General features: G+C 67.6%; 20 protein-coding genes. 12 read left to right on the top strand and 8 right to left on the bottom strand.

The genetic code is table 11. The features are described from left to right. Positions 1–112: 112 nt before the first annotated feature. Positions 113–403: a hypothetical protein gene (locus GGR12_RS07665; protein ID WP_183203846.1), complete on the top strand. Its 291-nt coding sequence runs from the start codon at positions 113–115 to the stop codon at positions 401–403. Here the strand turns inward: GGR12_RS07665 and GGR12_RS07670 are convergent. After that, positions 400–1,101: an MBL fold metallo-hydrolase gene (locus GGR12_RS07670; protein ID WP_183203847.1), complete on the bottom strand. Its 702-nt coding sequence runs from the start codon at positions 1,099–1,101 to the stop codon at positions 400–402. The genes GGR12_RS07665 and GGR12_RS07670 overlap by 4 nt on opposite strands. 184 nt (positions 1,102–1,285) lie before the next feature. Here GGR12_RS07670 and tig point away from each other — a divergent pair, with 184 nt between their 5' ends. The 5 genes from tig to GGR12_RS07695 all read left to right on the top strand — a co-directional run bounded on the left by tig (position 1,286) and on the right by GGR12_RS07695 (position 5,813). Continuing rightward, entirely contained in the window at positions 1,286–2,629 is a 1,344-nt protein-coding gene (tig, locus tag GGR12_RS07675) for a trigger factor (RefSeq protein WP_183203848.1), read from the top strand. 160 nt (positions 2,630–2,789) lie between these two features. After that, a complete protein-coding gene (locus GGR12_RS07680) occupies positions 2,790–3,668 on the top strand; it encodes a hypothetical protein (RefSeq protein WP_183203849.1) in 879 nt (292 codons plus the stop codon). 90 nt (positions 3,669–3,758) lie between these two features. After that, positions 3,759–4,673: a hypothetical protein gene (locus GGR12_RS07685; RefSeq protein WP_183203850.1), complete on the top strand. Its 915-nt coding sequence runs from the start codon at positions 3,759–3,761 to the stop codon at positions 4,671–4,673. A gap of 96 nt (positions 4,674–4,769) precedes the next feature. Then, positions 4,770–5,417, top strand: a complete 648-nt coding sequence (locus GGR12_RS07690; RefSeq protein WP_183203851.1) for an ATP-dependent Clp protease proteolytic subunit — start codon at positions 4,770–4,772, stop codon at positions 5,415–5,417. A gap of 75 nt (positions 5,418–5,492) precedes the next feature. Then, entirely contained in the window at positions 5,493–5,813 is a 321-nt protein-coding gene (locus tag GGR12_RS07695; protein ID WP_183203852.1) for a hypothetical protein, read from the top strand. Positions 5,814–5,816: 3 nt separating this feature from the next. Here the strand turns inward: GGR12_RS07695 and GGR12_RS07700 are convergent, their stop codons facing one another. Next, positions 5,817–6,464 (bottom strand): HAD-IB family hydrolase, encoded by a 648-nt coding sequence (locus tag GGR12_RS07700; protein WP_183203853.1) that lies wholly within the window; start codon positions 6,462–6,464, stop codon positions 5,817–5,819. A 190-nt stretch (positions 6,465–6,654) separates the two neighbouring features. Here GGR12_RS07700 and clpX point away from each other — a divergent pair, with 190 nt between their 5' ends. The 4 genes from clpX (at position 6,655) to GGR12_RS07720 (ending at position 13,283) form a co-directional block, all read left to right on the top strand. After that, complete coding sequence (clpX, locus tag GGR12_RS07705; protein WP_183203854.1) at positions 6,655–7,932, top strand: ATP-dependent Clp protease ATP-binding subunit ClpX; 1,278 nt, start codon at positions 6,655–6,657, stop codon at positions 7,930–7,932. Between the two features lie 20 nt (positions 7,933–7,952). Beyond that, complete coding sequence (locus tag GGR12_RS07710; RefSeq protein WP_183203855.1) at positions 7,953–9,731, top strand: SGNH hydrolase domain-containing protein; 1,779 nt, start codon at positions 7,953–7,955, stop codon at positions 9,729–9,731. A 300-nt stretch (positions 9,732–10,031) separates the two neighbouring features. Next, positions 10,032–12,425: an endopeptidase La gene (lon, locus tag GGR12_RS07715; RefSeq protein WP_183203856.1), complete on the top strand. Its 2,394-nt coding sequence runs from the start codon at positions 10,032–10,034 to the stop codon at positions 12,423–12,425. A gap of 177 nt (positions 12,426–12,602) precedes the next feature. Continuing rightward, complete coding sequence (locus GGR12_RS07720; protein ID WP_221212298.1) at positions 12,603–13,283, top strand: YidH family protein; 681 nt, start codon at positions 12,603–12,605, stop codon at positions 13,281–13,283. Positions 13,284–13,343: 60 nt separating this feature from the next. Here GGR12_RS07720 and GGR12_RS07725 read toward each other — a convergent pair whose 3' ends face one another. The 4 genes from GGR12_RS07725 to GGR12_RS07740 all read right to left on the bottom strand — a co-directional run bounded on the left by GGR12_RS07725 (position 13,344) and on the right by GGR12_RS07740 (position 16,315). Beyond that, positions 13,344–14,039 carry a pirin family protein gene (locus tag GGR12_RS07725; RefSeq protein ID WP_183203857.1) on the bottom strand — a complete coding sequence of 232 codons (696 nt, stop codon included), beginning with the start codon at positions 14,037–14,039 and terminating at the stop codon, positions 13,344–13,346. Between the two features lie 64 nt (positions 14,040–14,103). Continuing rightward, positions 14,104–14,490: a hypothetical protein gene (locus tag GGR12_RS07730; RefSeq protein WP_183203858.1), complete on the bottom strand. Its 387-nt coding sequence runs from the start codon at positions 14,488–14,490 to the stop codon at positions 14,104–14,106. Between the two features lies 1 nt (position 14,491). Continuing rightward, positions 14,492–15,577, bottom strand: a complete 1,086-nt coding sequence (aroC, locus tag GGR12_RS07735; protein WP_183203859.1) for a chorismate synthase — start codon at positions 15,575–15,577, stop codon at positions 14,492–14,494. A gap of 9 nt (positions 15,578–15,586) precedes the next feature. Beyond that, positions 15,587–16,315, bottom strand: coding sequence for a DnaJ C-terminal domain-containing protein (locus GGR12_RS07740; RefSeq protein WP_183203860.1), 729 nt, complete (start codon positions 16,313–16,315; stop codon positions 15,587–15,589). 81 nt (positions 16,316–16,396) lie between these two features. Here GGR12_RS07740 and pdxH point away from each other — a divergent pair, with 81 nt between their 5' ends. Beyond that, complete coding sequence (gene pdxH / locus GGR12_RS07745; protein ID WP_425486220.1) at positions 16,397–17,086, top strand: pyridoxamine 5'-phosphate oxidase; 690 nt, start codon at positions 16,397–16,399, stop codon at positions 17,084–17,086. A 4-nt stretch (positions 17,087–17,090) separates the two neighbouring features. On the opposite strand, the gene GGR12_RS07750 is transcribed toward pdxH, so the two are convergent. Continuing rightward, complete coding sequence (locus tag GGR12_RS07750) at positions 17,091–17,714, bottom strand: TetR/AcrR family transcriptional regulator (RefSeq protein WP_183203862.1); 624 nt, start codon at positions 17,712–17,714, stop codon at positions 17,091–17,093. Positions 17,715–17,784: 70 nt separating this feature from the next. Continuing rightward, positions 17,785–18,432 carry a uridine kinase gene (gene udk, locus GGR12_RS07755; RefSeq protein WP_183203863.1) on the bottom strand — a complete coding sequence of 216 codons (648 nt, stop codon included), beginning with the start codon at positions 18,430–18,432 and terminating at the stop codon, positions 17,785–17,787. A gap of 180 nt (positions 18,433–18,612) precedes the next feature. On the opposite strand from udk, the gene GGR12_RS07760 reads away from it, so the two are divergent. Then, a complete protein-coding gene (locus GGR12_RS07760; RefSeq protein ID WP_183203864.1) occupies positions 18,613–20,247 on the top strand; it encodes a long-chain-fatty-acid--CoA ligase in 1,635 nt (544 codons plus the stop codon). Positions 20,248–20,251: the final 4 nt, after the last annotated feature.

The following is a 20,251-nucleotide window of genomic DNA, read 5'->3' on the forward strand; positions in this document are numbered from 1 at the left end:
CGCCGGGCGTGACCGGCGTGTTGCATCACGATCAGGACGCACAGGCCGCCGGAACCCAGGACCCTGACGACGGATTGAATCCCGGCTTCCTCCCCACTCCCCGGAGCCCGTCATGACCGAAACCTACACCGGCGATCCCGAACCCGGCGACATCGACGAGGCGGCCGACGTTCCGTCCGCGCGGCTGGATCGGGAAGCCGACGCGATCCTTCAACGCGATGAGATGCGGTCCCTCGGCGTCCGCCCGATCCGGCAGGCCCTGCGCGAGGACGCCGGCCTGGTGCGCGACTGGGGACGCGTGCGCGCCAACCGCTTCCGCGGGGCGGTCGAGGAAGAGCCGATCCGCGCCTCGATCTATGCGCTGGGCATCGGCGTGCTGATCGGCCTGTTGATGTCCCGCTAGGACGGGCCGCTGGCGGGCCGGGCGATTGGGGCCTGCCGCATCGCCGCGTCGGAGACGTAAGGATTGGTGCGCCGCTCGGCCCCGAAGGTCGAATGCGGCCCGTGGCCCGGAATGAAGGTGACGTCATCACCCAGCGGCCAGAGTTTGGTCGTGATGGCGTTCAGCAGCGCGCCGTGATCGCTCATCGGGAAGTCGGTGCGGCCGATCGATCCCTGGAACAGAACATCGCCGACCTGGGCGAAGCGGGCCTCCCGGTTGAAGAAGATGACGTGGCCCGGCGTATGGCCGGGGCAGTGCAGCACCTCCCACGTCGTCTCGCCCAGCGTGACCGTATCGCCATCCGCCAGCCAGCGGGTGGGGGTGAAGGAGCGAACGTCCGGCATCCCGTACAGCTGGCCCTGCATCGGAATCTTCTCGATCCAGAACTGGTCCGCCTCGTGCGGGCCGATGATTTCCAGCCCGGTCTTCTCCTGCATCTCGGCCGCGCCGCCGGCATGATCCAGGTGGCCGTGGGTGATCCAGATGGCGTCCAGCGTCAGGCCCTGCTTCGCCACCGTGGCCAGCAAACCATCGACCGAGGCGCCCGGATCGATGATCGCCGCCTTCATCGTCTTGCGGCACCAGACGATGGTGCAGTTCTGCTGCAGCGGGGTGACCGGGACGACCGCGACACCGATCGGGGGAGGGGACTGGCTCATCCCGGCTGGATAGCCGAGGCGCGCGCGCACTGAAACCGCTGCGGCTCACGTTGACCTTTGGGGCCGTCCTCGACATAAGGGCGGGCTTCAAAGGCGCCGCCTCGCAAGGGCGGCCCTTATTGCTTTTCCAACACCGCGCGCGCCGTTCCCGGCATGTGCGCCCCAGAGCGTCAGAATCCCGACCATGCAAGTCGTCGAAAAGTCCTCCGAAGGCCTGAGCCGCGTTATCGCGGTCACCATCCCCGCCGCCGAGCTGAACGCCAAGCTGGATGCGAAGCTGAAGGAAGTCGCGCCGCAGATGAAGCTGAAGGGCTTCCGTCCGGGCAAGGTGCCGACCGCCCACGTGAAGAAGACCTTCGGTCGCGACCTGATGGGCGAGATCGTCAACAACGCGCTGAACGAGTCGAGCCAGAAGGCGCTGGACGAGGCCAAGGTGCGCCCCGCCGCCCCGGCCGAGATGAAGCTGACGTCCGACATGGACAAGGTCATCGCCGGTCAGGACGACCTGGCCTACGAAATGTCGCTGGAAGTCATGCCCGACTTCACCCCGACCGACATCAAGAAGCTGAAGCTGGACCGCCCGACCTATGAGGCGTCCGACGCCGACCTGGACGAGGCTCTCACCGAGCTGGCCGGCCAGGCCAAGTCGTACGAGGACAAGACCGGCAAGTCGGTCAAGGCCGCCGAAGGCGACCAGCTGACCATCGACTTCCTCGGCAAGATCGACGGCGAGGCCTTCGAGGGCGGCGCCGCCACCGACGCCGACCTGGTGATCGGTTCGAACCGCTTCATCCCGGGCTTCGAAGAGCAGCTGAAGGGCGCCAAGGTCGGCGAAGAGAAGACCATCGAGGTCACGTTCCCCGACAACTACCAGGCCAGCCACCTGGCCGGTAAGGCCGCGACCTTCGACATCACCGTCAAGGCCATCAAGGCCGAGGCTCCCGCCAAGGTCGACGAGGACTTCGCCAAGCGCATCGGCCTCGAGTCGCTGGACAAGCTCAAGGAGCTCCTGCGCGCCAACCTGAACCAGCAATACACCGGCGCCGCCCGCTTCAAGCTGAAGCGCGCCCTGCTGGACCAGCTGGACAAGGCCCACGACTTCCCGCTGCCGCCGAAGATGGTGGACGCCGAGTTCGACGGCATCTGGCAACAGGTCGAGGCCGACAAGGCCGCCGGCCGTCTGCCGGAAGAGGACGCCAAGAAGTCCGACAAGAAGCTCAAGGAAGAGTACCGCGCGATCGCCGAGCGCCGCGTGCGCCTGGGCCTGGTGCTGGCCGAGATCGGCCGCGCCAACAACGTGACCGTCTCTGACCAGGAGCTGAACAACGCCATCATGAACGAAGCCCGCAACTATCCGGGTCAGGAGCGTCAGGTGCTGGAGTTCTACCGCCAGAACCCGAACGCCGCCGCCCAGATGCGCGCGCCGATCTACGAGGAGAAGGTCTGCGACCTGATCTTCGGGACCGCCAAGGTGACCGACACGCCGATCACCAAGGAAGAGCTGCTGAAGGAAGAAGACGAGGTCTGATCGACTCCGTCATTCCGACGAAATCACCGGGCCGTCGCTGCATCGCAGCGGCGGCCCGTTTTCGTTGGGCCGGGCGTCGGCGCCAGCCGATTCGTCCGCGTGCCGAACAGTGGCGTATGGTGGGCTGTCGGCCCCGGCGGCCGCAGAGACGGAGGCCAGGATGATCGGACTGATCAGCGTGGCGGCGGCGGCCCTGGCGCTGTCTGCGCCGCAGGACGCGCCTCCGCAGACCACGCTTCCGGATGTCGTGGTCGAAGGCCGCAATCTCGAGGAGCTCGTCCGCGGCTTCGTCGAGGAGGTCGGCGCGCCCGTCGGCGACTACGGCCCGGCGCGGTGGGATCGCAGCGTCTGCATCGGCGTCGTCAATCTTCGCCGGGAGCTGGCGCAGCAGATGATCGACCGGATGTCGGCCGTCGCGCTGGAGGTGGGGCTCGAGCCCGGCCAACCCGGCTGCAGGCCGAATGTGCTGGTCATCGCCGCGGCGGACGGCGGCGAGATGGCTCGCGCGCTGGTCGAGGCGCGCCCCGGCCTGTTCCTGACCCACGTCAGCGGCGCCAACCAGAGCCGGAGCGAACTGGCCGACTTCCAGGCGACCGATCGGCCGGTGCGCTGGTGGCACATCAGCCTGCCGGTCGATTCCGACACCGGACAGGCCGCGGTCCGCATGCCCGGCTATGGACCGGCCGCGACTGGAAACACCTTCGCATCCCGCCTTCGCACCGGCATCCAGTCCGACCTGCAGCGGGTCTTCATCATCGTCGACTTCAACCGCGCCGGCGGCGCCAACCTCATCCAGATCAGCGACTATGTCGCGATGGTTGCGCTGGCGCAGATCGATCCGGACGCGCAGACGGCCGGCTACGACACCGTGCTGAACCTGTTCGGCAGCCCGGAGACGCTGCCGCGGATAACCGATTGGGACCTGTCGTATCTGCGGGCGCTGTACAGCGCTGAGCTGGATCAGGCGCGGGCGAACGCGCAGAGCAACGAGGTGGCGAGGGGTATGGCGCGCGACCAACGACGCGACGGCGACGAGTAACGCAATTTCCGCAGGAAGGCGGCGACCGGGGAAGACGACAAGCTCTGCCGGGTGTAGGGTCGCAGGACAACTTTTGCGGGGATTTTTGTAATGTTGCCTGCTCTGCTTTCCGCTCTCGTCCTGACCGGCGCGCCGCAGACGCCGCCTCCGGCGAGCGCTCCGGCCGCCGCCCGCCAGGACCCGGTCCAGCTTGAAGAGGTCGTGGTCGAGGCGCGGCGCCTTGAGGAGGCGACCCGGCAGTTCGTCGAGCAGATCGGCTCGCCGCCGCCCGGAACGCGTCCCGGGCGCTGGAACGGCCCGATCTGCATGAGCGTCACCGGCATGCGCGCCGACGTCGCCCAGTTCATGATCGATCGCGTGGCCATCGCGGCGCTCGACGCCGGCGTCGACGTCGAAGGGCCCGGCTGCCGTCCGAACGTGATCATCCTGGCGACCAGCGACGGCCCGGGTCTGGCCAACGAGATGGTCGAGCGAGTCGGTCTGGGTTTCCGCCCGGCGGTCAGCAGCACCAATCTGGGGCGTGACGCCCTGAATCATTTCCGCACGGCGGACGTCCCGGTGCGCTGGTGGCACGTGACCGTCCCGGTCGAGCCCCAGTCCGGCCAGGTGGCGATCGCTTTCCGCGGTCAGGAAGCGCCGACCCTGACGGTGCGTGATGCGTCGCGACTGCGTTCGAACGTCCGGTACGACATCGGCTGGGCGATCATCATCGTCGACTTCAGCATGACGGAAGGCGAGCCGCTGGGCGCTGTCGCCGACTATGTGGCCATGGCGACGCTGACCCAGCTGGATCCGTTCGCCGACATGCGGGGCCTGGACACGATCCTGAACCTGTTCGAGCGAGGGTCGGACGTGACCAGCCTGACCAGCTGGGACAAGGACTACCTGACGGCGCTGTACAGCTCGCGCGCCGACCGGGCGACCGAGGCCCAGCAGATCAACGACATGGTCACCCGGATGAACCAGGTGCGACGCGAGGAACCGGAGACGCCGGCGGACGATTGATCCGCCCGCCTTGCGTCAACGCTCTGGCAACGCGATATCCTGTCCAACAGGGAGGCGACCGTTGAGTCGCGCTCCAATGCATCCGAGAAGGCCTGAATGCGCGATCCGATCGAACTTCTGAACATGAACCTCGTCCCCATGGTGGTGGAGCAATCCAGCCGGGGCGAGCGGGCCTTCGACATCTTCTCCCGCCTGTTGCGTGAGCGGATCATCTTCCTGACCGGGCCTTTCGAGGACGGCATGGCGTCGCTGATCTGCGCCCAGCTGCTGTTCCTGGAGTCGGAGAACCCGAAGAAGGAAATCAGCATGTACATCAACAGCCCCGGCGGACAGGTGTCCTCGGCGCTCGCGATCTACGACACCATGCAATACATCCGCTCGCCGGTTTCGACGGTCTGCATGGGCATGGCCGCCTCGGCCGGCTCGCTGATCCTGACCGCCGGCGCCGCCGGCCAGCGCGTGGCCCTGCCGAACGCGCGGGTCATGGTGCACCAGCCCTCGGGCGGCTTCCGCGGCCAGGCCTCGGACATCGAGCGTCACGCCGAGGACATCCGCTACACCAAGCGCCGCCTGAATGAGATCTACGTCCACCACACCGGCCGGACGTACGAGGAAGTCGAGCAGACGCTGGACCGCGACCACTTCATGAGCGCCGAGGAAGCCAAGGCCTGGGGCATCGTCGACCACGTCTACGACCGCCGCGAACAGGCCGACGAGGACGGCGTGAAGACGCCGGGCTCCTGAGCCTCAGCGACAACCTGACGATCAGGGGCGCGCCGTAACCGGTGCGCCCCTTTTCTTTTGTGCTATCAGGCGGCCATGCAATTCACGCGCGACACCAGCGGGACCGTCGAGGTCGAGGGCGACATCTACGAGTGGGAGATCCGCCGCCAGCCGCAGCCGAAGTCCGGCGGCAAGTGGGACGGCATGGCCATCACCCTGCGCCTGCAGGAATTCCAGCGTGAGGCCGTGGTCCAGTTCCCCATGCCGATGGGCGCGAACGGGCGACCCGTCATGGAAAAGCAGCGCATCAACGTCGACGCGGTGCGCAACGCCGTCACGTCCGTGATCGAAGCGGGCTGGAATCCCACCTCGCGCGGGAAGCCCATGGTTTTCGACGTCGACGCTGACGGTTTTTGACCCTTAGGGGCGGGCGGTGAAGACCCGGAAGCCCTTCTCCCCGGCGATCGCGATCATTTCGGTGTCGCCGGAGGTGTCGCCATAGGCGGCGGCCAGCCTCACATCGTCGCCATAGACGGCGCGCAGGCGGCGCACCTTTTCCTCGCCGCGGCAGTTGGCGCTGGCGAAGGCCCCGGTGACGCGGTCGTCGCCGTCGAACACCAGCTGGGTCCCCAGCAGGGCCTCGGCGCCGAGGCGGCGGGCGAAGGGGGCGACGGTGGTTTCCGGGCTGGCGGTGACGATGACGCGATGCGCGCCCCTGGCGCCCCAGTCGTTCCAGACCCTCAGGGCGTCGGGCCGCATGAATCGGTCCCACATCTCTCCGGCGAAGGTTTCCGCGTCGGCTTCCAGTTCGGTGCGTGAAACGCCCTTCAGGAACTCGCGCACCGACGCCGCCTTGATGCGTCCGCGATCGCGGTCGGTGGCGTAATTCGCCACCGCCGGCGCCATTTTTACGAGACCCAGCGCCCAGCCGCCGGCGCCCGCGCGCCAACGCAGGAAGGCGGTGAAGCTGTCGCGAATGGTCAGGGTGCCGTCGAAATCGAATGCGACGATCGGCGTATCCGGCTGAACGGTCTGGCGAAATCCGCCGTCGCTCCCCATGTCAGTCATTCGCGGCGATCCCCATCAACAATGAACGTCCTAAAACCATCCACGGCCACGCTTTCGCGGGGTTGTAGAGGGCGCGGGGATGGGTGATTGTCAATTTTTGAAGACCTTTGCGCCCATTGTTCGGGAATCAAACGCGAAGGAAGCGCTTTCGGCCTCATATCGGGGTTGATCGCGGGAGTGAGAAGGGTCGATGACCAAAGCCGCCGGCACAGACGCTAAAAGCACCCTCTACTGCTCGTTCTGCGGAAAGAGCCAGCACGAGGTGCGCAAGCTTATCGCCGGGCCGACTGTTTTCATCTGTGATGAATGCGTCGAGCTCTGCATGGATATCATCCGTGAAGAGCACAAAATCTCGTTCTCCAAGGCCAAGGACGGCGTCCCGAGCCCGAAGGAGATCCGGGAGGTTCTTGACGACTATGTGATCGGCCAGTCGCACGCCAAGAAGGTGCTGAGCGTCGCCGTTCACAACCACTACAAGCGCCTCAACCACGCGACGAAGAACAACGACGTCGAACTGGCCAAGTCGAACATCATGCTCATCGGGCCGACCGGCTCGGGCAAGACGCTGCTGGCCCAGACGCTGGCGCGCATCATCGACGTGCCCTTCACCATGGCCGACGCCACGACGCTGACCGAAGCCGGTTACGTCGGTGAAGACGTCGAGAACATCATCCTCAAGCTGCTCCAGGCCTCGGACTACAACGTCGAGCGGGCCCAGCGCGGCATCGTCTACATCGACGAAATCGACAAGATTTCGCGCAAGTCGGACAACCCGTCGATCACCCGCGACGTGTCGGGCGAAGGCGTGCAGCAGGCCCTGCTGAAGATCATGGAAGGCACCGTCGCCTCCGTGCCCCCGCAGGGCGGCCGCAAGCATCCGCAGCAGGAGTTCCTGCAGGTCGACACCGCCAACATCCTGTTCATCGTCGGCGGCGCGTTCGCCGGCCTCGAGAAGGTGATCGCGGCGCGCGGTGAGGGGGCCTCGATCGGCTTCGGCGCCAAGGTCAAGGAAATCGACGAGCGCCGCACGGGCGACATCCTCAAGGGTGTCGAGCCGGACGATCTGATGCGCTTCGGCCTGATCCCCGAGTTCATCGGCCGTCTGCCGGTTCTGGCGACCCTGGAGGACCTCGACGAGGAAGCCCTGGTTAAGATCCTGACCGAGCCGAAGAACGCCCTGGTCAAGCAGTACAAGCGCCTGTTCGAGATGGAGAACGTCGACCTGACGTTCACCGACGACGCGCTGATCGCCGTCGCCAAGAAGGCCATCACCCGTAAGACCGGCGCGCGCGGACTGCGCTCGATCCTGGAAGGCATCCTGCTCGAAACCATGTTCGAGCTGCCGACCTTCGAGGGCGTCGAGGAAGTCGTGGTCAACGCCGAGGTCATCGAGGGCAAGGCCCAGCCTCTGCTCATCTACGCCGAAACCAAGGGCAAGAAGACGGCGACGCCTGACAGCGCCGCCTGACACCCTGAGCGAGGGCCTGTTTGACCACAGCGCCTGACGACATCGCAGGGGCCGCTCGCCAGGACTGGCGGGCGGCCCTTTGCATTTGGGCGGTGGCCGTCGCCGCCCTGGTCGCCTTCCACGCTTTTCCGGCCTTGCCCTCCGGCCGGTTCGGCTTCGACCTCGCCCTGGCCGTCGCCGGCTACGTCGTGACGCGCCGCCTGCTCGCCGAGGCGCCGGAGGTCCGGCGGGTGTGGGCGGACATGCTGCTGTGGGCGGTTCCCCCGGTCGCTCTGGTCGCCGCGACCGTGCTGATCGGTGGGCTGTTCCTGCTGCCCCCCGCGGAACTGGCGGATCAGGCCTGGGTCATCGCGTGGACGGCGGCGGGGCTCGGCGGCGAAGTGCTGCGCCAGCGGGGCGGATACGATCCGGCGGTCGCGAATGAACTGACGGGCCCCGCCTGGGTGCTGGGCGTCGCAGCCCAGCTCGCGCTGGGCTGGACGGTCGTGCTGTGGGGGCTGCGGCGCATGGGACGCGTGCATTGGGCCGCGCCGGCGGCGCTGGCGGGCGCGGCCCTGTCACTCGCGATAGACGGGTGGTGGCGAGCCACGGGCCTGCATATCCCGGCCGACTATCTGGCGCCGGCCCGGGCCTGGGGCTTCCTGCTGGGCGCGGCGGTCGCGGCGGGCGCCCTGCGGGCTCCGGGCGCCGGCCGGGAGCGCGATCCGGCGGGCATGGCGGGGTTGCTGCTGGCCTTCTGGCTGTGGACCTGGCCGCTGCTGCTGCTCCCGCGCATGCTGCTGGCGCACGCCCTGAGCCTGCCCGAGACGGCCGCCGCCCTGATCCTCGCCGCCGGTCTCGCCGTGCTGGCTCAACGGTTGATCGCAGCCCCTGTCGCCCGCCTCTTCTCCGGCCGCCCGCGGGGGGCGCTCGTCGCCATGATGATGACGCTCGGCGTCTTGTCGTTCGCAGGCCTGTCGCTCACGGCGATGGACGGCCTGCCGGGGCGGGCCTCGCCTGCCGTTCGCATGGAGGAGGCCTCGGCGCAGCTTCGACCGCCGCTCCACGCCATGTGCGTGGTCGACCGCGATCCGGGGCTGCCCCCGGCCGCGGCCTGCACCATCCCGACCGGGGCGAAGGCCGACGTCGTCCTGTGGGGCAATTCCCATGCGGATCACCTCGCGCCCGCCGTCCTCGCCTGGGCCGGCCCGCGCGGGCTGGCGGTGCGCGAGGCCGCGCAATCGGGCTGCCTGCCTGTGATCGAGGCGGTGCCGACGCTGACGGACAGCTATTGCGCTGCGTTCAATCGCGCGGCGATGGCGGAATGGGCGCGCGAGAAGCCCGCGATGGTCCTGCTCGGCGCGGGATGGACGGTCGTGCTCGACCAGCAGGGGGCAGGGGAGGTCGGCCTCGAGGCCCTGGCGGCCGACCTGACCACCACGATCCGGAGCCTTCGCGCCGCCATCGGCCCGGAGGGGCGGATCGTGCTGTTGGGAACCACGCCGGACTACGCCTTCTCGCCCGCCCGCTGCCACGCCCGGCGCGCCTTCCTGGGTCTAGACACGGACCGGTGCGATCGTGCCCGCCCGGCCAACGCCGCATTGGCCGCCCTCGTCGATGCGAGACTGGAGCAGATCGCGGCCTCGGAGCCCGGAACCGTCGTCTTCCGCCCGTGGACCGCCTTCTGCGACGGCGCTCTGTGCCGGACACGGGGCCCGGACGGCGCCTGGTACGCTGATCGCAATCATTTGACCGCTGCGGGGGGCAGGCAGCAGCTGGCGGCATTGTCTCCAGTGCTGAATCAGGCCCCGTCACGCTAGCGAGCGTCGGCTTCTGATGCGTCCGCGCAACAGGGCGCCGGGGCGAGGCCGTTCGCGCCAGGCCCCGACTGCGCATGATCCTTACCGGCTCCGGCCGCCCTTCGGACCGCCCGTGCAGCTTGACCGTCTGTGGATGGAACGGACGGGCGTCCACCCGTCACGCTTGAACCGCGCGACCGCAAAACCACATACTCATACGAAGGCCGCCGAACGGCGGGCCGAGTCGATACGACCGGGGCATCGCGTTCCGGTCGCCGCCCCGGCGGGCTCGAGATAAACAAGGGCCCCGGAGTACGCATCATGACCGAGACCAAGACACTTCCCGTCCTGCCGCTGAGAGACATCGTCGTCTTCCCGCACATGGTCGTGCCCCTGTTCGTGGGGCGCGAAAAATCGGTGCGCGCGCTGGACGAGATCATGAAGGGCGAGAAGCAGATCCTGCTCGCCACCCAGAAGAACAGCGTCGACGACGATCCGTCGGCGGACGCCATCTACCCGATCGGCGTGCTGGCCAATGTGCTGCAGCTGCTGAAGCTGCCCGACGGCACCGTGAAGGTGCTGGTCGAGGGCAAGGGCCGCGCCCGCCTGCTGCGCTTCACCGACCGCACCGACTATTTCGAGGCCGAGGCCGAGGAGATCGCCGACGAGGAGGGGGAACCCTCGCAGTCGGAAGCCCTGCTGCGCGCGGTGATCGAGCAGTTCGAAAACTATGTGAAGCTGAACAAGAAGGTCCCGCCCGAGGCCCTCAGCTCCATCCCCCAGATCACCGAACCGTCGCGTCTGGCGGACTCGGTCGCGGCGCACCTGTCGGTGAAGATCGGCGACAAGCAGGCCCTGCTTGAAACCGTCGCCGTGCCCGCGCGCCTCGAGAAGGTCTACGGCCTGATGGAGGGCGAAATCTCCGTCCTGCAGGTCGAGAAGAAGATCCGCTCGCGCGTGAAGCGCCAGATGGAGAAGACCCAGCGCGAGTACTATCTCAACGAGCAGATGAAGGCGATCCAGCGCGAGCTGGGCGAGACCGACGATCAGCGCGACGAGATCCTCGAGCTCGAAAAGCGCATCCGCAAGACGCGCCTCAGCAAGGAAGCGCGGACCAAGGCCGAGGCCGAGGTCAAGAAACTGCGCAACATGAGCCCGATGTCGGCTGAATCGACGGTGGTCCGGAACTACCTCGACTGGCTGCTGTCGATCCCGTGGGGCAAGGCCAAGCAGAAGCCGATCGACCTGCAGAAGGCCGAGGACATCCTCGAGGAGGACCACTACGGCCTCGAGAAGGTCAAGGAACGGATCATCGAATATCTGGCCGTCCAGGCGCGCACCGGCTCGCTGAAGGGCCCGATCCTGTGCCTCGTCGGTCCTCCGGGCGTCGGCAAGACCTCGCTGGCCAAGTCCATCGCCAAGGCGACCGGCCGTGAATACGTCCGCATGTCGCTGGGCGGCGTCCGCGACGAGGCCGAAATCCGCGGTCACCGCCGGACCTACATCGGCTCGATGCCGGGCAAGATCATCCAGTCGATGAAGAAGGCGAAGACCACCAACGCCTTCATCCTGCTGGACGAGATCGACAAGCTGGGCGCCGACTGGCGCGGCGACCCGTCGTCGGCGCTGCTGGAGGTGCTGGACCCGGCCCAGAACTCGACCTTCGGGGACCACTACCTCGAGGTCGACTATGACCTGTCCAACATCATGTTCGTCACCACGGCCAACAGCCTGAACATGCCGCAGCCCCTGATGGACCGGATGGAGATCATCCGGGTCAGCGGCTACACCGAGGACGAGAAGGTCGAGATCGCCAAGCGTCACGTCCTGCCCAAGGTCACGACCGAGAACGGCCTTAAGCCGGCCGAGTTCATCGTGCCCGACAGCACCATCCGCGACCTGATCCGCTACTACACGCGGGAAGCCGGCGTGCGTTCGCTTGAACGCGCCCTGGGCGGACTGGCCCGCAAGGCCGTGCGCGAGATGGCGAAGGACAAGGTGCTGTCGATCACCGTCGACGACGCCAAGCTGGCCCAGTACGCCGGGGTGAAGAAGTACCGCTACGGCGAGACGGACGAGGAAGATCAGGTCGGCATCGTCACCGGCCTGGCCTGGACCGAGTTCGGCGGCGACATCCTGACCATCGAGGCGATCAAGATGCCGGGCCGCGGTCGCATGACCGTCACCGGCAACCTGAAGGACGTGATGAAGGAGTCCATCTCGGCGGCCGCCAGCTATGTGCGGGCCCGGGCGCTGAACTTCGGCGTCAAGCCGCCGGTGTTCGAGAAGACCGACATCCACGTGCACGTGCCGGACGGCGCGACGCCCAAGGACGGCCCTTCGGCCGGCGTCGCAATGACTGTCGCGATGGTCTCGGTCCTGACCGGCATTCCGATCCGCAAGGACATCGCCATGACCGGCGAGATCACCCTGCGCGGCCGGGTCACCGCCATCGGCGGCCTGAAGGAGAAGCTGCTCGCGGCGCTCCGTTCGGGCATCAAGACGGTGCTGATCCCGGAAGAGAACGAGAAGGACCTCGCCGACGTGCCCGATAACGTGAAGGGCGCGCTGGAGATCGTTCCGATCAAGACGGCGGACGAAGCGCTGAAGTGGGCCCTGACCGGCACACTGACGCCGGTGGAATGGGACGAGGAAGCCGAACCGCTTCCTGCCCCGCCGCCGCCCGTCGACGGCACGACGGTCGTCGCCCACTAGGCGCGATCATCGCCTGAAATGAAGACGCCGCCCGGAGCGATCCGGGCGGCGTTTTCGTTTCCCGCCGTTCATCACCTCTATCCGGCGCCCTCCCGACCCACCTGGGGTGAAGACCCGATCCCCGCTGCTCGCCGGGGCCTCCATGATCGCTGCGGGCGCAGTGCGAGGAGAGCGGTCATGGCGGCGAGTAAAAGCAGCGGCGCGGGTGCGCCGAACGATCCGGCCTTCCCCTCCATATCGACTGGAAAATTCGACGACCTGCCCGAGCCGCCGATGCCGGTGGTGGATCCATCGAACGAGGCCGTGGCGTCCACCCAGTACTCGCGTTACCGGACGCGGCTCTCGACGCATCGAACGGGGCTGTCGGAGCATCGAACAGGTCTGTCGGAACACCGCACTGATCTGTCCGAGCGGCGCACGAACCTGTCGGTCAACCGCACCGAGATGTCGATGCGGCGCACCGGGATGTCGTTCCAGCGAACCCGTATGAGCGCCGACCGGACGCTGATGTCGGTGATCCGGACATCGCTGTCGATGATCGGTTTCGGCTTCACGATCTACAGCTTCTTTCGCGGTCTGGCCTCGAGCGGAACAGTCCCCGCAGGCGACACAGCGGCGCGCTTCTTCGGTCAGGCGTTGGTTGTCCTCGGGAGCGGCATTCTGGCGCTCGGGATCATCTACCATCTGATCTTCATGACCGGTCTGAGGAACGAGCGCGGCTCGATGAAGAGCGCGGAGTTGATCCACGCAGAGAGCGTATTCCCGGTCTCGGTCACCTTGATCACAGCCATGCTTCTGTTCTTCCTCGGCATATTCGCCGCCATTGGCATGATCTTCCGGATCGGCCCCTTCGGCTGAGCCAGCAAAAAGGCCGCCGGATCGCTCCGGCGGCCTCGATGCATTTGCGGTGAGCGGCCTTTAGCGGCTGTCGACCATCACCAGTTCGGCGTCAGCCTTGGCCGTGATCACCAGTTCCCCCTCGTCGGCGATCGCGGCGCCGTCGCGGGCGTTCAGCGTCACGCCGTTGACCTCGACCTCGCCGACGGCCGGCACCAGATAGGCGCGGCGGTTTTCAGCGAGGCTGTAGGTGATCGTCTCGCCGGCGTTCAGCGTGGCGCCCAGCACCTTCGCATCGGCGTTGATGGTCAGGGCCTCGTCAGCCGCGTCGCCCGAGGCCAGGACGGCGAACTTGCCGCTGCGGTCGGACTTCGGGAACGGCTTGGCGCCCCAGCCCGGCTTCGAGCCCGGCTTGTCGGTCTCGATCCAGATCTGGAACAGCGTCGTGGTCTCGTCCTCGAGGTTGAACTCGGAGTGACGCACACCGGTGCCGGCGCTCATCACCTGCACGTCGCCTGCGCCGGTACGGCCCTTGTTGCCCATGGAATCCTCATGGGTGATGGCCCCGGTCCGGACGTAGGTGATGATCTCCATGTCCGAGTGGGGGTGGGGCGGAAAGCCCGACCTGGCGGCGATCTCGTCGTCGTTCCAGACGCGCAGCCGGCCCCAGCCCATCCGCGACGGGTCGTAGTAGTTGGCGAACGAGAAGTGATGTTTGGCGTTGAGCCAGCCGTGGTTGGCCCCGCCCAGCGTGCCGAAGCGTCGAACGTCGATCATGACGCAGTCTCCCTTGGAGGCGCGCATCCTACGTCGCGCCGGTCGGGACCTATATAGGTAACAACTACTGTTGCGAAAAGGGGGTGAGCATTGAGCAGGGTTTCGGGTTTCGTCCGACGCCGTAGCTGAAGCCGAAACGGGTCGCACGACGCTTCAGTGCGATCCGGTCTCCCTTTCGGCAGCCGTACCTCGCAGGCAGTTGGATGCGGACGGGCCGACCATCGACGCTGACCGAAGCGGTGGAGCGTGAACCGCGATCTGTTTCCATGAACCCCACGGCGATGATGCGCCCTTCTACCGGCCGCACAGGCCCGGCCGGATATGTCAGCCAGAGAAGTCCGCTCGTGATCAGAAGGATCACCCCCGTGGCGGCTGTGATCGCTCTGACGAAACCAACCTCGTCGCGATAATAGTTGAGCCAAAATCGCAGGCGGCTGAGCGAGAGCGCCAAATCAGCCCACCTGCGCCCGGTGCCTCAGCATCGCATCCGCCAGAACGCAGGCGGCCATGGCCTCGACCACCGGCACCCCGCGCAGGGCGACGCAGGGGTCGTGGCGGCCCTTCGTACGCAGATCGGTCTCGGCGCCGTCCCGCGTGATCGTCTGGCGAGGCGTCAGGATCGAGGAGGTCGGCTTGAAGGCGATGCGGGCCGTCACCGGCTGGCCGGTGGATATGCCGCCCAGCACGCCGCCGGCCTTGTTCGACAGGAAGACCGGCCGGCCGTCGTCGCCCAGCCGCATCTCGTCGGCGTTTTCCTCGCCGGACAGTTCGGCGGCCTCGAAGCCGGCGCCGATCTCGACGCCCTTCACGGCGTTGATCGACATCATCGCGGCGGCCAGTTCGGCGTCCAGCTTGCCATAGATCGGGGCGCCCCAGCCGGCGGGAACGCCGGTGACCTCCAGCGCGACGACGGCGCCGATGGACGAACCCGCCTTGCGGACGCCGTCCAGATACTCCTCCCAGGCCGGGACCACCGCGGATGACGCCGCGAACAGGGCGTTGTCGTAGACGGCGTCGAAATCGACATCCTCGGGCGCGATCCGGTGGGGCCCCAACTGGACCACGCCCGCCCGGATACGGACGCCGTCGCCCAACACCTTGCGAGCCACCGCGCCCGCCGCCACCCGAACCGCCGTCTCGCGCGCCGAGGAGCGGCCGCCGCCGCGGTGATCCCGGACGCCGTATTTGCTCTGGTAGGTGAAGTCGGCGTGGCCGGGGCGGAAGGCGCGGGCGATCTCGCCATAGTCCTTCGACCGGGCGTCCTCGTTGTGGATTATGATCGAGACCGGCGTGCCGGTGGTGACCGGACCCTCGCCGTCGTCGAACACGCCCGACAGGATCTGCGCGGTGTCGCTCTCCTGGCGCTGGGTGACGAAGCGGCTGCCGCCGGGCTTGCGCCGGTCCAGCCAGGGCTGGAGGTCGGCCTCGGTCAGCGGGATCAGGGGCGGGCAGCCGTCGACCACGCAGCCGATCGCCGGCCCGTGGCTTTCGCCCCAGGTGGTCACGCGGAACAGGTGGCCGAAGGTGTTGTGCGACATGCCGGTGACCTAAGCCGCCAGCCGGTCCGGCGTCCAGACGCGCGTGAAGCGCACCAGCAGATCCTCGGCGGCGGACGGCGCGTCCGCGCTGGGCGCCAGGGTCACGAACAGATGGCCCTGCGGCCGCGAACCGCGCGCGGGAAGACCCAGGTCCTTCAGGCGCAGACGCAGCGTCTCCTGGCCCGCCACCAGCCATGCCGAGCGCGGACCGGCGTGGGTTTCGATCTCGATCCGGCCGCCGTCCTCGATCAGACGCGGGGTGATCGGCCAGTTCATGTAGACGTCGTCGCCCAGCACCGTCAGGCCGCCCGCGCCGCGGATCAGGACCGGCAGGTGCAGGTCGCTCCCGTCCGCCGCCGCCCGCTTCAGTCGCAGATGCTCGCCCGAGCGCAGACCCTTCGGAACGCGCACGCGCAGGGCCTTGCCGTTGACGCCGACCAGGGCCTTGCCGCCCTTCAAGGCGTCCCGGGGCGTGATGCAGACGACGGGCATGGCCGGAGGAGGGGAGGTCGGGGGCGTCAGCGCCAGCGGCGCGGGAGCCTGCTGCTGCAGCAGCCGCCACGCCGCGATGGTCTTGCGGAAGCGCACCTCGTCGCCCCCGGCCTGATCCGGCCGCGCGGCCTTGATCGCCGCGCGAAACGCCGCGGTCAGCGCCTCGCCCTCGGCCGGGCCGGTCAGGCCGAGCAGGGCGTGGGCCTCACGGATCGAGGCGACTTCGGAGATCGGGCGCGGACGCATCCGCATACTAAGGCGCGCAACGTGGTGAAGACCGGCTTAACCGTGTCGCCTCTCCCCACCGCGCCTGCGAAGGTTTATTTGATCGCCATGACCGCACCCGTGATCCCGCCCAGCCCGACCCGCGAGGAGTACGCCGAGCAGTACGCCGCGGCGCTCGCAGCCAATAGCGACGACAGCATGTTCGAGCGGACGGAGCCGTTCCTCCTGTTCCTCGAATGGCTGGAGGACGCGCGCGCGACCGAGCCCAACGACCCCAACGCCATGGCCCTGGCCACCGTCGACGCCGAGGGCAGGCCGGACAACCGGATGGTCCTGTTCAAGGAGCTCCAGTCGCCCGCCAGCTTCGTCTTCTATTCGAACCGCGAGAGCGCCAAGGGCGAGCAGCTGGCGGCGAATCCGCACGCGGCGCTGCTGTTCCACTGGAAGTCCCTGCGGCGCCAGGTTCGGGTGAGGGGGTGGATCGAGCCGGTCATGGCGGGCAACGCCGACGCCTATTTCGCCAGCCGCGCCCGCGAGAGCCGTATCGGCGCCTGGGCCTCGGATCAGTCCAGGCCGATCGAGAGCCGCGAAGCGCTGGAACTGGCCGTGGCGCGCGAAACGGCGCGGTTCGAAGGCCTGGACGTGCCGAGGCCCGAGCGCTGGACCGGCTGGCGGGTCGTGCCGACGAGCGTGGAGTTCTGGCGCGACCGGCCGTTCCGCCTGCACGACCGCCTGCGTTTCGACCGCGAGCGCGTCGGCGACCGCTGGCGGGCCACCCGCCTGCAGCCCTGACGGCTCAGGTTCCGTAGCGGGCCAGGAAGGTCTCGACGGCGTCGTCGACGATCTGTTTGCGGGTGCGGCGGATGCGGATCTCTTCGCCGGTGACCAGGGACACGAAGAACACCGGGTGCTCGATCATCCCCACCAGCTGGCCGGCGGCCCAGGACGGGTGCTCCAGCGGCTTGATCTGCCCCGCCTCGCTGAGGCGCTTCAGGGTGTCGATCAGGGTCGCGCCGATGGCCGCCTGGCCCTTCTCGAACAGGCCGGAGGCGACGGCCTGGAAGCGCGGCCGCTCGGCGACCACGAGGCGGAAGATCGAGCGCACGAACACGTCGCCCATGAAGTCGGCGTATGCCTCGGCGAAACTGGTCAGGGCCTCTCTGGCGTCGCCCTCGATTGCTCGCACATGCGCCATGCGCCGGGCGAAGTCGTCGCCGGCCGCGTCGATGACGGCCGAGTAGAGCTCGGCCTTGCCGCTGAAGAGGGCGTAGAGGGTGGCGGTGGAGACCCCGGCTTCGCGGGCGATCGGCTCCATCCGGGTCGCAGCGTAGCCCTCGGTCACGAAGGCTGTCCGTGCGTGTTTCAGTATCGCCTCTCGTTTGGCGTCCTGAACCGGGGATTCTCCGACAAGGCCGTGCATGAGTTCGCTGCTCTCGGAGTCACAAGGGTGACGCGGATGAAAGCAGGCGGCAAGGTGTCGTCAGGCTTCGTCAGGTTTCGACCAGTTGCGCCAGAAGCGGATGCGCCAGCACCGGTGCGGCGAGGCGAACCACCGCCTGCGGATCCTCAAGACGCACCGCCGCCGTGGCGTCGGCGACGATGAAGTCGGCGTTGACGCGCGACGGCTCGGTCAGACGTTCATGACCCGGACGAACCGTGGCCAGGTATTGTCCGATGACGGATTCCGCCGTCCGGCCCCGCTCGGCCTGGTCCCGCAACAGCCGGCGGATGAAGCGGATGTCCGCGGGGGTGTCGACGAACACCCGGATGTCGAACAACTCGACCAGGGCCGGGGTGCACAGCACGTGGGTGCCCTCGACGATCACCACCTCGGTGGCCCGCACCGGCTCGCCGCCCGGCTCGCGGCCATGGTGGATGAAGGAATAGATCGGGGCGGTGATGTCCTGACCGGCCTTCAGCGCCGCCAGGTCCCGGACCATCAGCTCGTGATCGCGCGCCGCCACGTCGTCGAAATCGAACGTCGCCGGGTCGAAATCCGGCAGGCTGGCCGCGTCGCGATAGTAGGAGTCCTCGCGCAGCAGCACGGCCGCGCCGCCGGGCAGGGCGGCGACGAGGGCCTCGGCGAGGGTGCTCTTGCCCGAGCCGGAGCCGCCGGTGATCGCGATCAGGATGGTCATGGGCGCGCTTCTAGGGCCCGACGCGCCTCCGGTCCAGGGGGAGGGGCGGGTGGACAGGATGCCGCAGGGACGGGTTTTCGGGACAGTCGTTGACCTTGCGTCACGTTGCTTATCGTCCGGAGCGCCGATAGCGTGACCATCAAGCATCCCGACTGAGCGGATGCACACCGAGGGATCGCTATGCTTGGGCTGATGCAGGACTGGCCGCTGACGGTCGACAAGATCATCGACCATGCGAAGAATTGGCATGGTCACCGCGAGGTCGTGACGCGCTCGGTCGAGGGGCCGATCGTCCGCACCAGCTACGCTGAAATCCATGCGCGGGCGAAGCGCGTCACCAGCGTGCTGAAGGACTGGGACGTCAAGGTCGGCGACCGCATCGCCACCCTGGCCTGGAACACCGGACGCCATATGGAGGTCTGGTACGGCATCATGGGCATGGGCGCGGTCTGCCACACCCTGAACCCGCGCCTGTTCCCCGAACAGCTCGTCTACATAATCAACCACGCCGAAGATAAGATCATCTTCGTCGACCTGACCTTCATCCCGCTGCTTGAGGCCGTGCTCCCGCACTGTCCGTCCGTCGAACGGGTGGTGGTGCTGACCGACGAACTGACCATGCCGGCGACCAAGCTTCCGGGCGCCGAATGCTACGAGGCCCTGCTGGCCGGCGTGTCGGGCGACGTGGCCTGGGGCGGCTTCGACGAACAGACCGCCTGCGGGCTCTGCTACACCTCGGGCACGACCGGCAATCCGAAGGGCGTGCTGTACTCGCACCGCTCGAACTTCATTCACACCCTGCTGGGCATGCAGGCGACTGTGCTGGGGGCTTCGCCGAGCGACGTCATCCTGCCGGTTGTGCCGATGTTCCACGCCAACGCCTGGGGCATCGCCTTCGCCGGTCCGGCGGGCGGCACCAAACTGGTCATGCCGGGCGCGCGCATGGACGGCGCCGCCATCTATGAACTGATCGAGAGCGAGGGCGTGACCTTCTCGGCCGCCGTGCCAACGGTCTGGCAGGGTCTGCTGACCCACCTGCGCGAGAACAACCTCAAGATCCCGACCGTCAAGAAGGTGCTCATCGGCGGCTCGGCGGTGCCCGAGAGCCTGATCCGCGCCTTCCATGACGAGTTCGATATCGAGGTGCTGCAGGGCTGGGGCATGACCGAGACCTCGCCCATCGGCACCCTGTCCAACATGACGCCTGAGCTCTCCGCCCTGCCGTACGACGAACAGATGAAGTGGCGGGTCAAGCAGGGCACGCCGCCGCTGGGCGTCGAGCTGAAGCTGAAGAACTACGCCGGCCAGGAGATGCCCCACGACGGGCACACCTACGGGCGTCTGATGATCAAGGGGCCGACCATCGCCGGCGCCTACTTCAAGGGTGAGGGCGGCGACATCCTCGACCACGAGGGCTTCTTCGACACCGGCGACGTCTCGACCATCGACGAACAGGGCTTCATGCAGATCACCGACCGCGCCAAGGACGTGATCAAGTCCGGCGGCGAGTGGATCAGCTCGATCGAGATCGAGAACATCTCCGTGGGCCATCCCAAGGTCGAGCTGGCCGCCGTCATCGGCGCCGCGCACCCCAAATGGGACGAGCGCCCGGTGCTGGTCATCAAGCTCAAGCCCGATCAGGTCCAGGACAAGCAGGAACATCTCGACTTCCTGCAGGGCAAGATCGCCAAATGGTGGATGCCGGACGACGTCGTCTTCGTCGACGAGATCCCGTTGGGCGCCACCGGCAAGATCGACAAGAAGCTCGTGCGGGAACGCATGAAGGACTATCGCCTGCCGACGACGGCGGGCTGAGATC

The organism is Brevundimonas lenta (assembly GCF_014196335.1).
GTDB classification, from domain to species: domain Bacteria; phylum Pseudomonadota; class Alphaproteobacteria; order Caulobacterales; family Caulobacteraceae; genus Brevundimonas; species Brevundimonas lenta.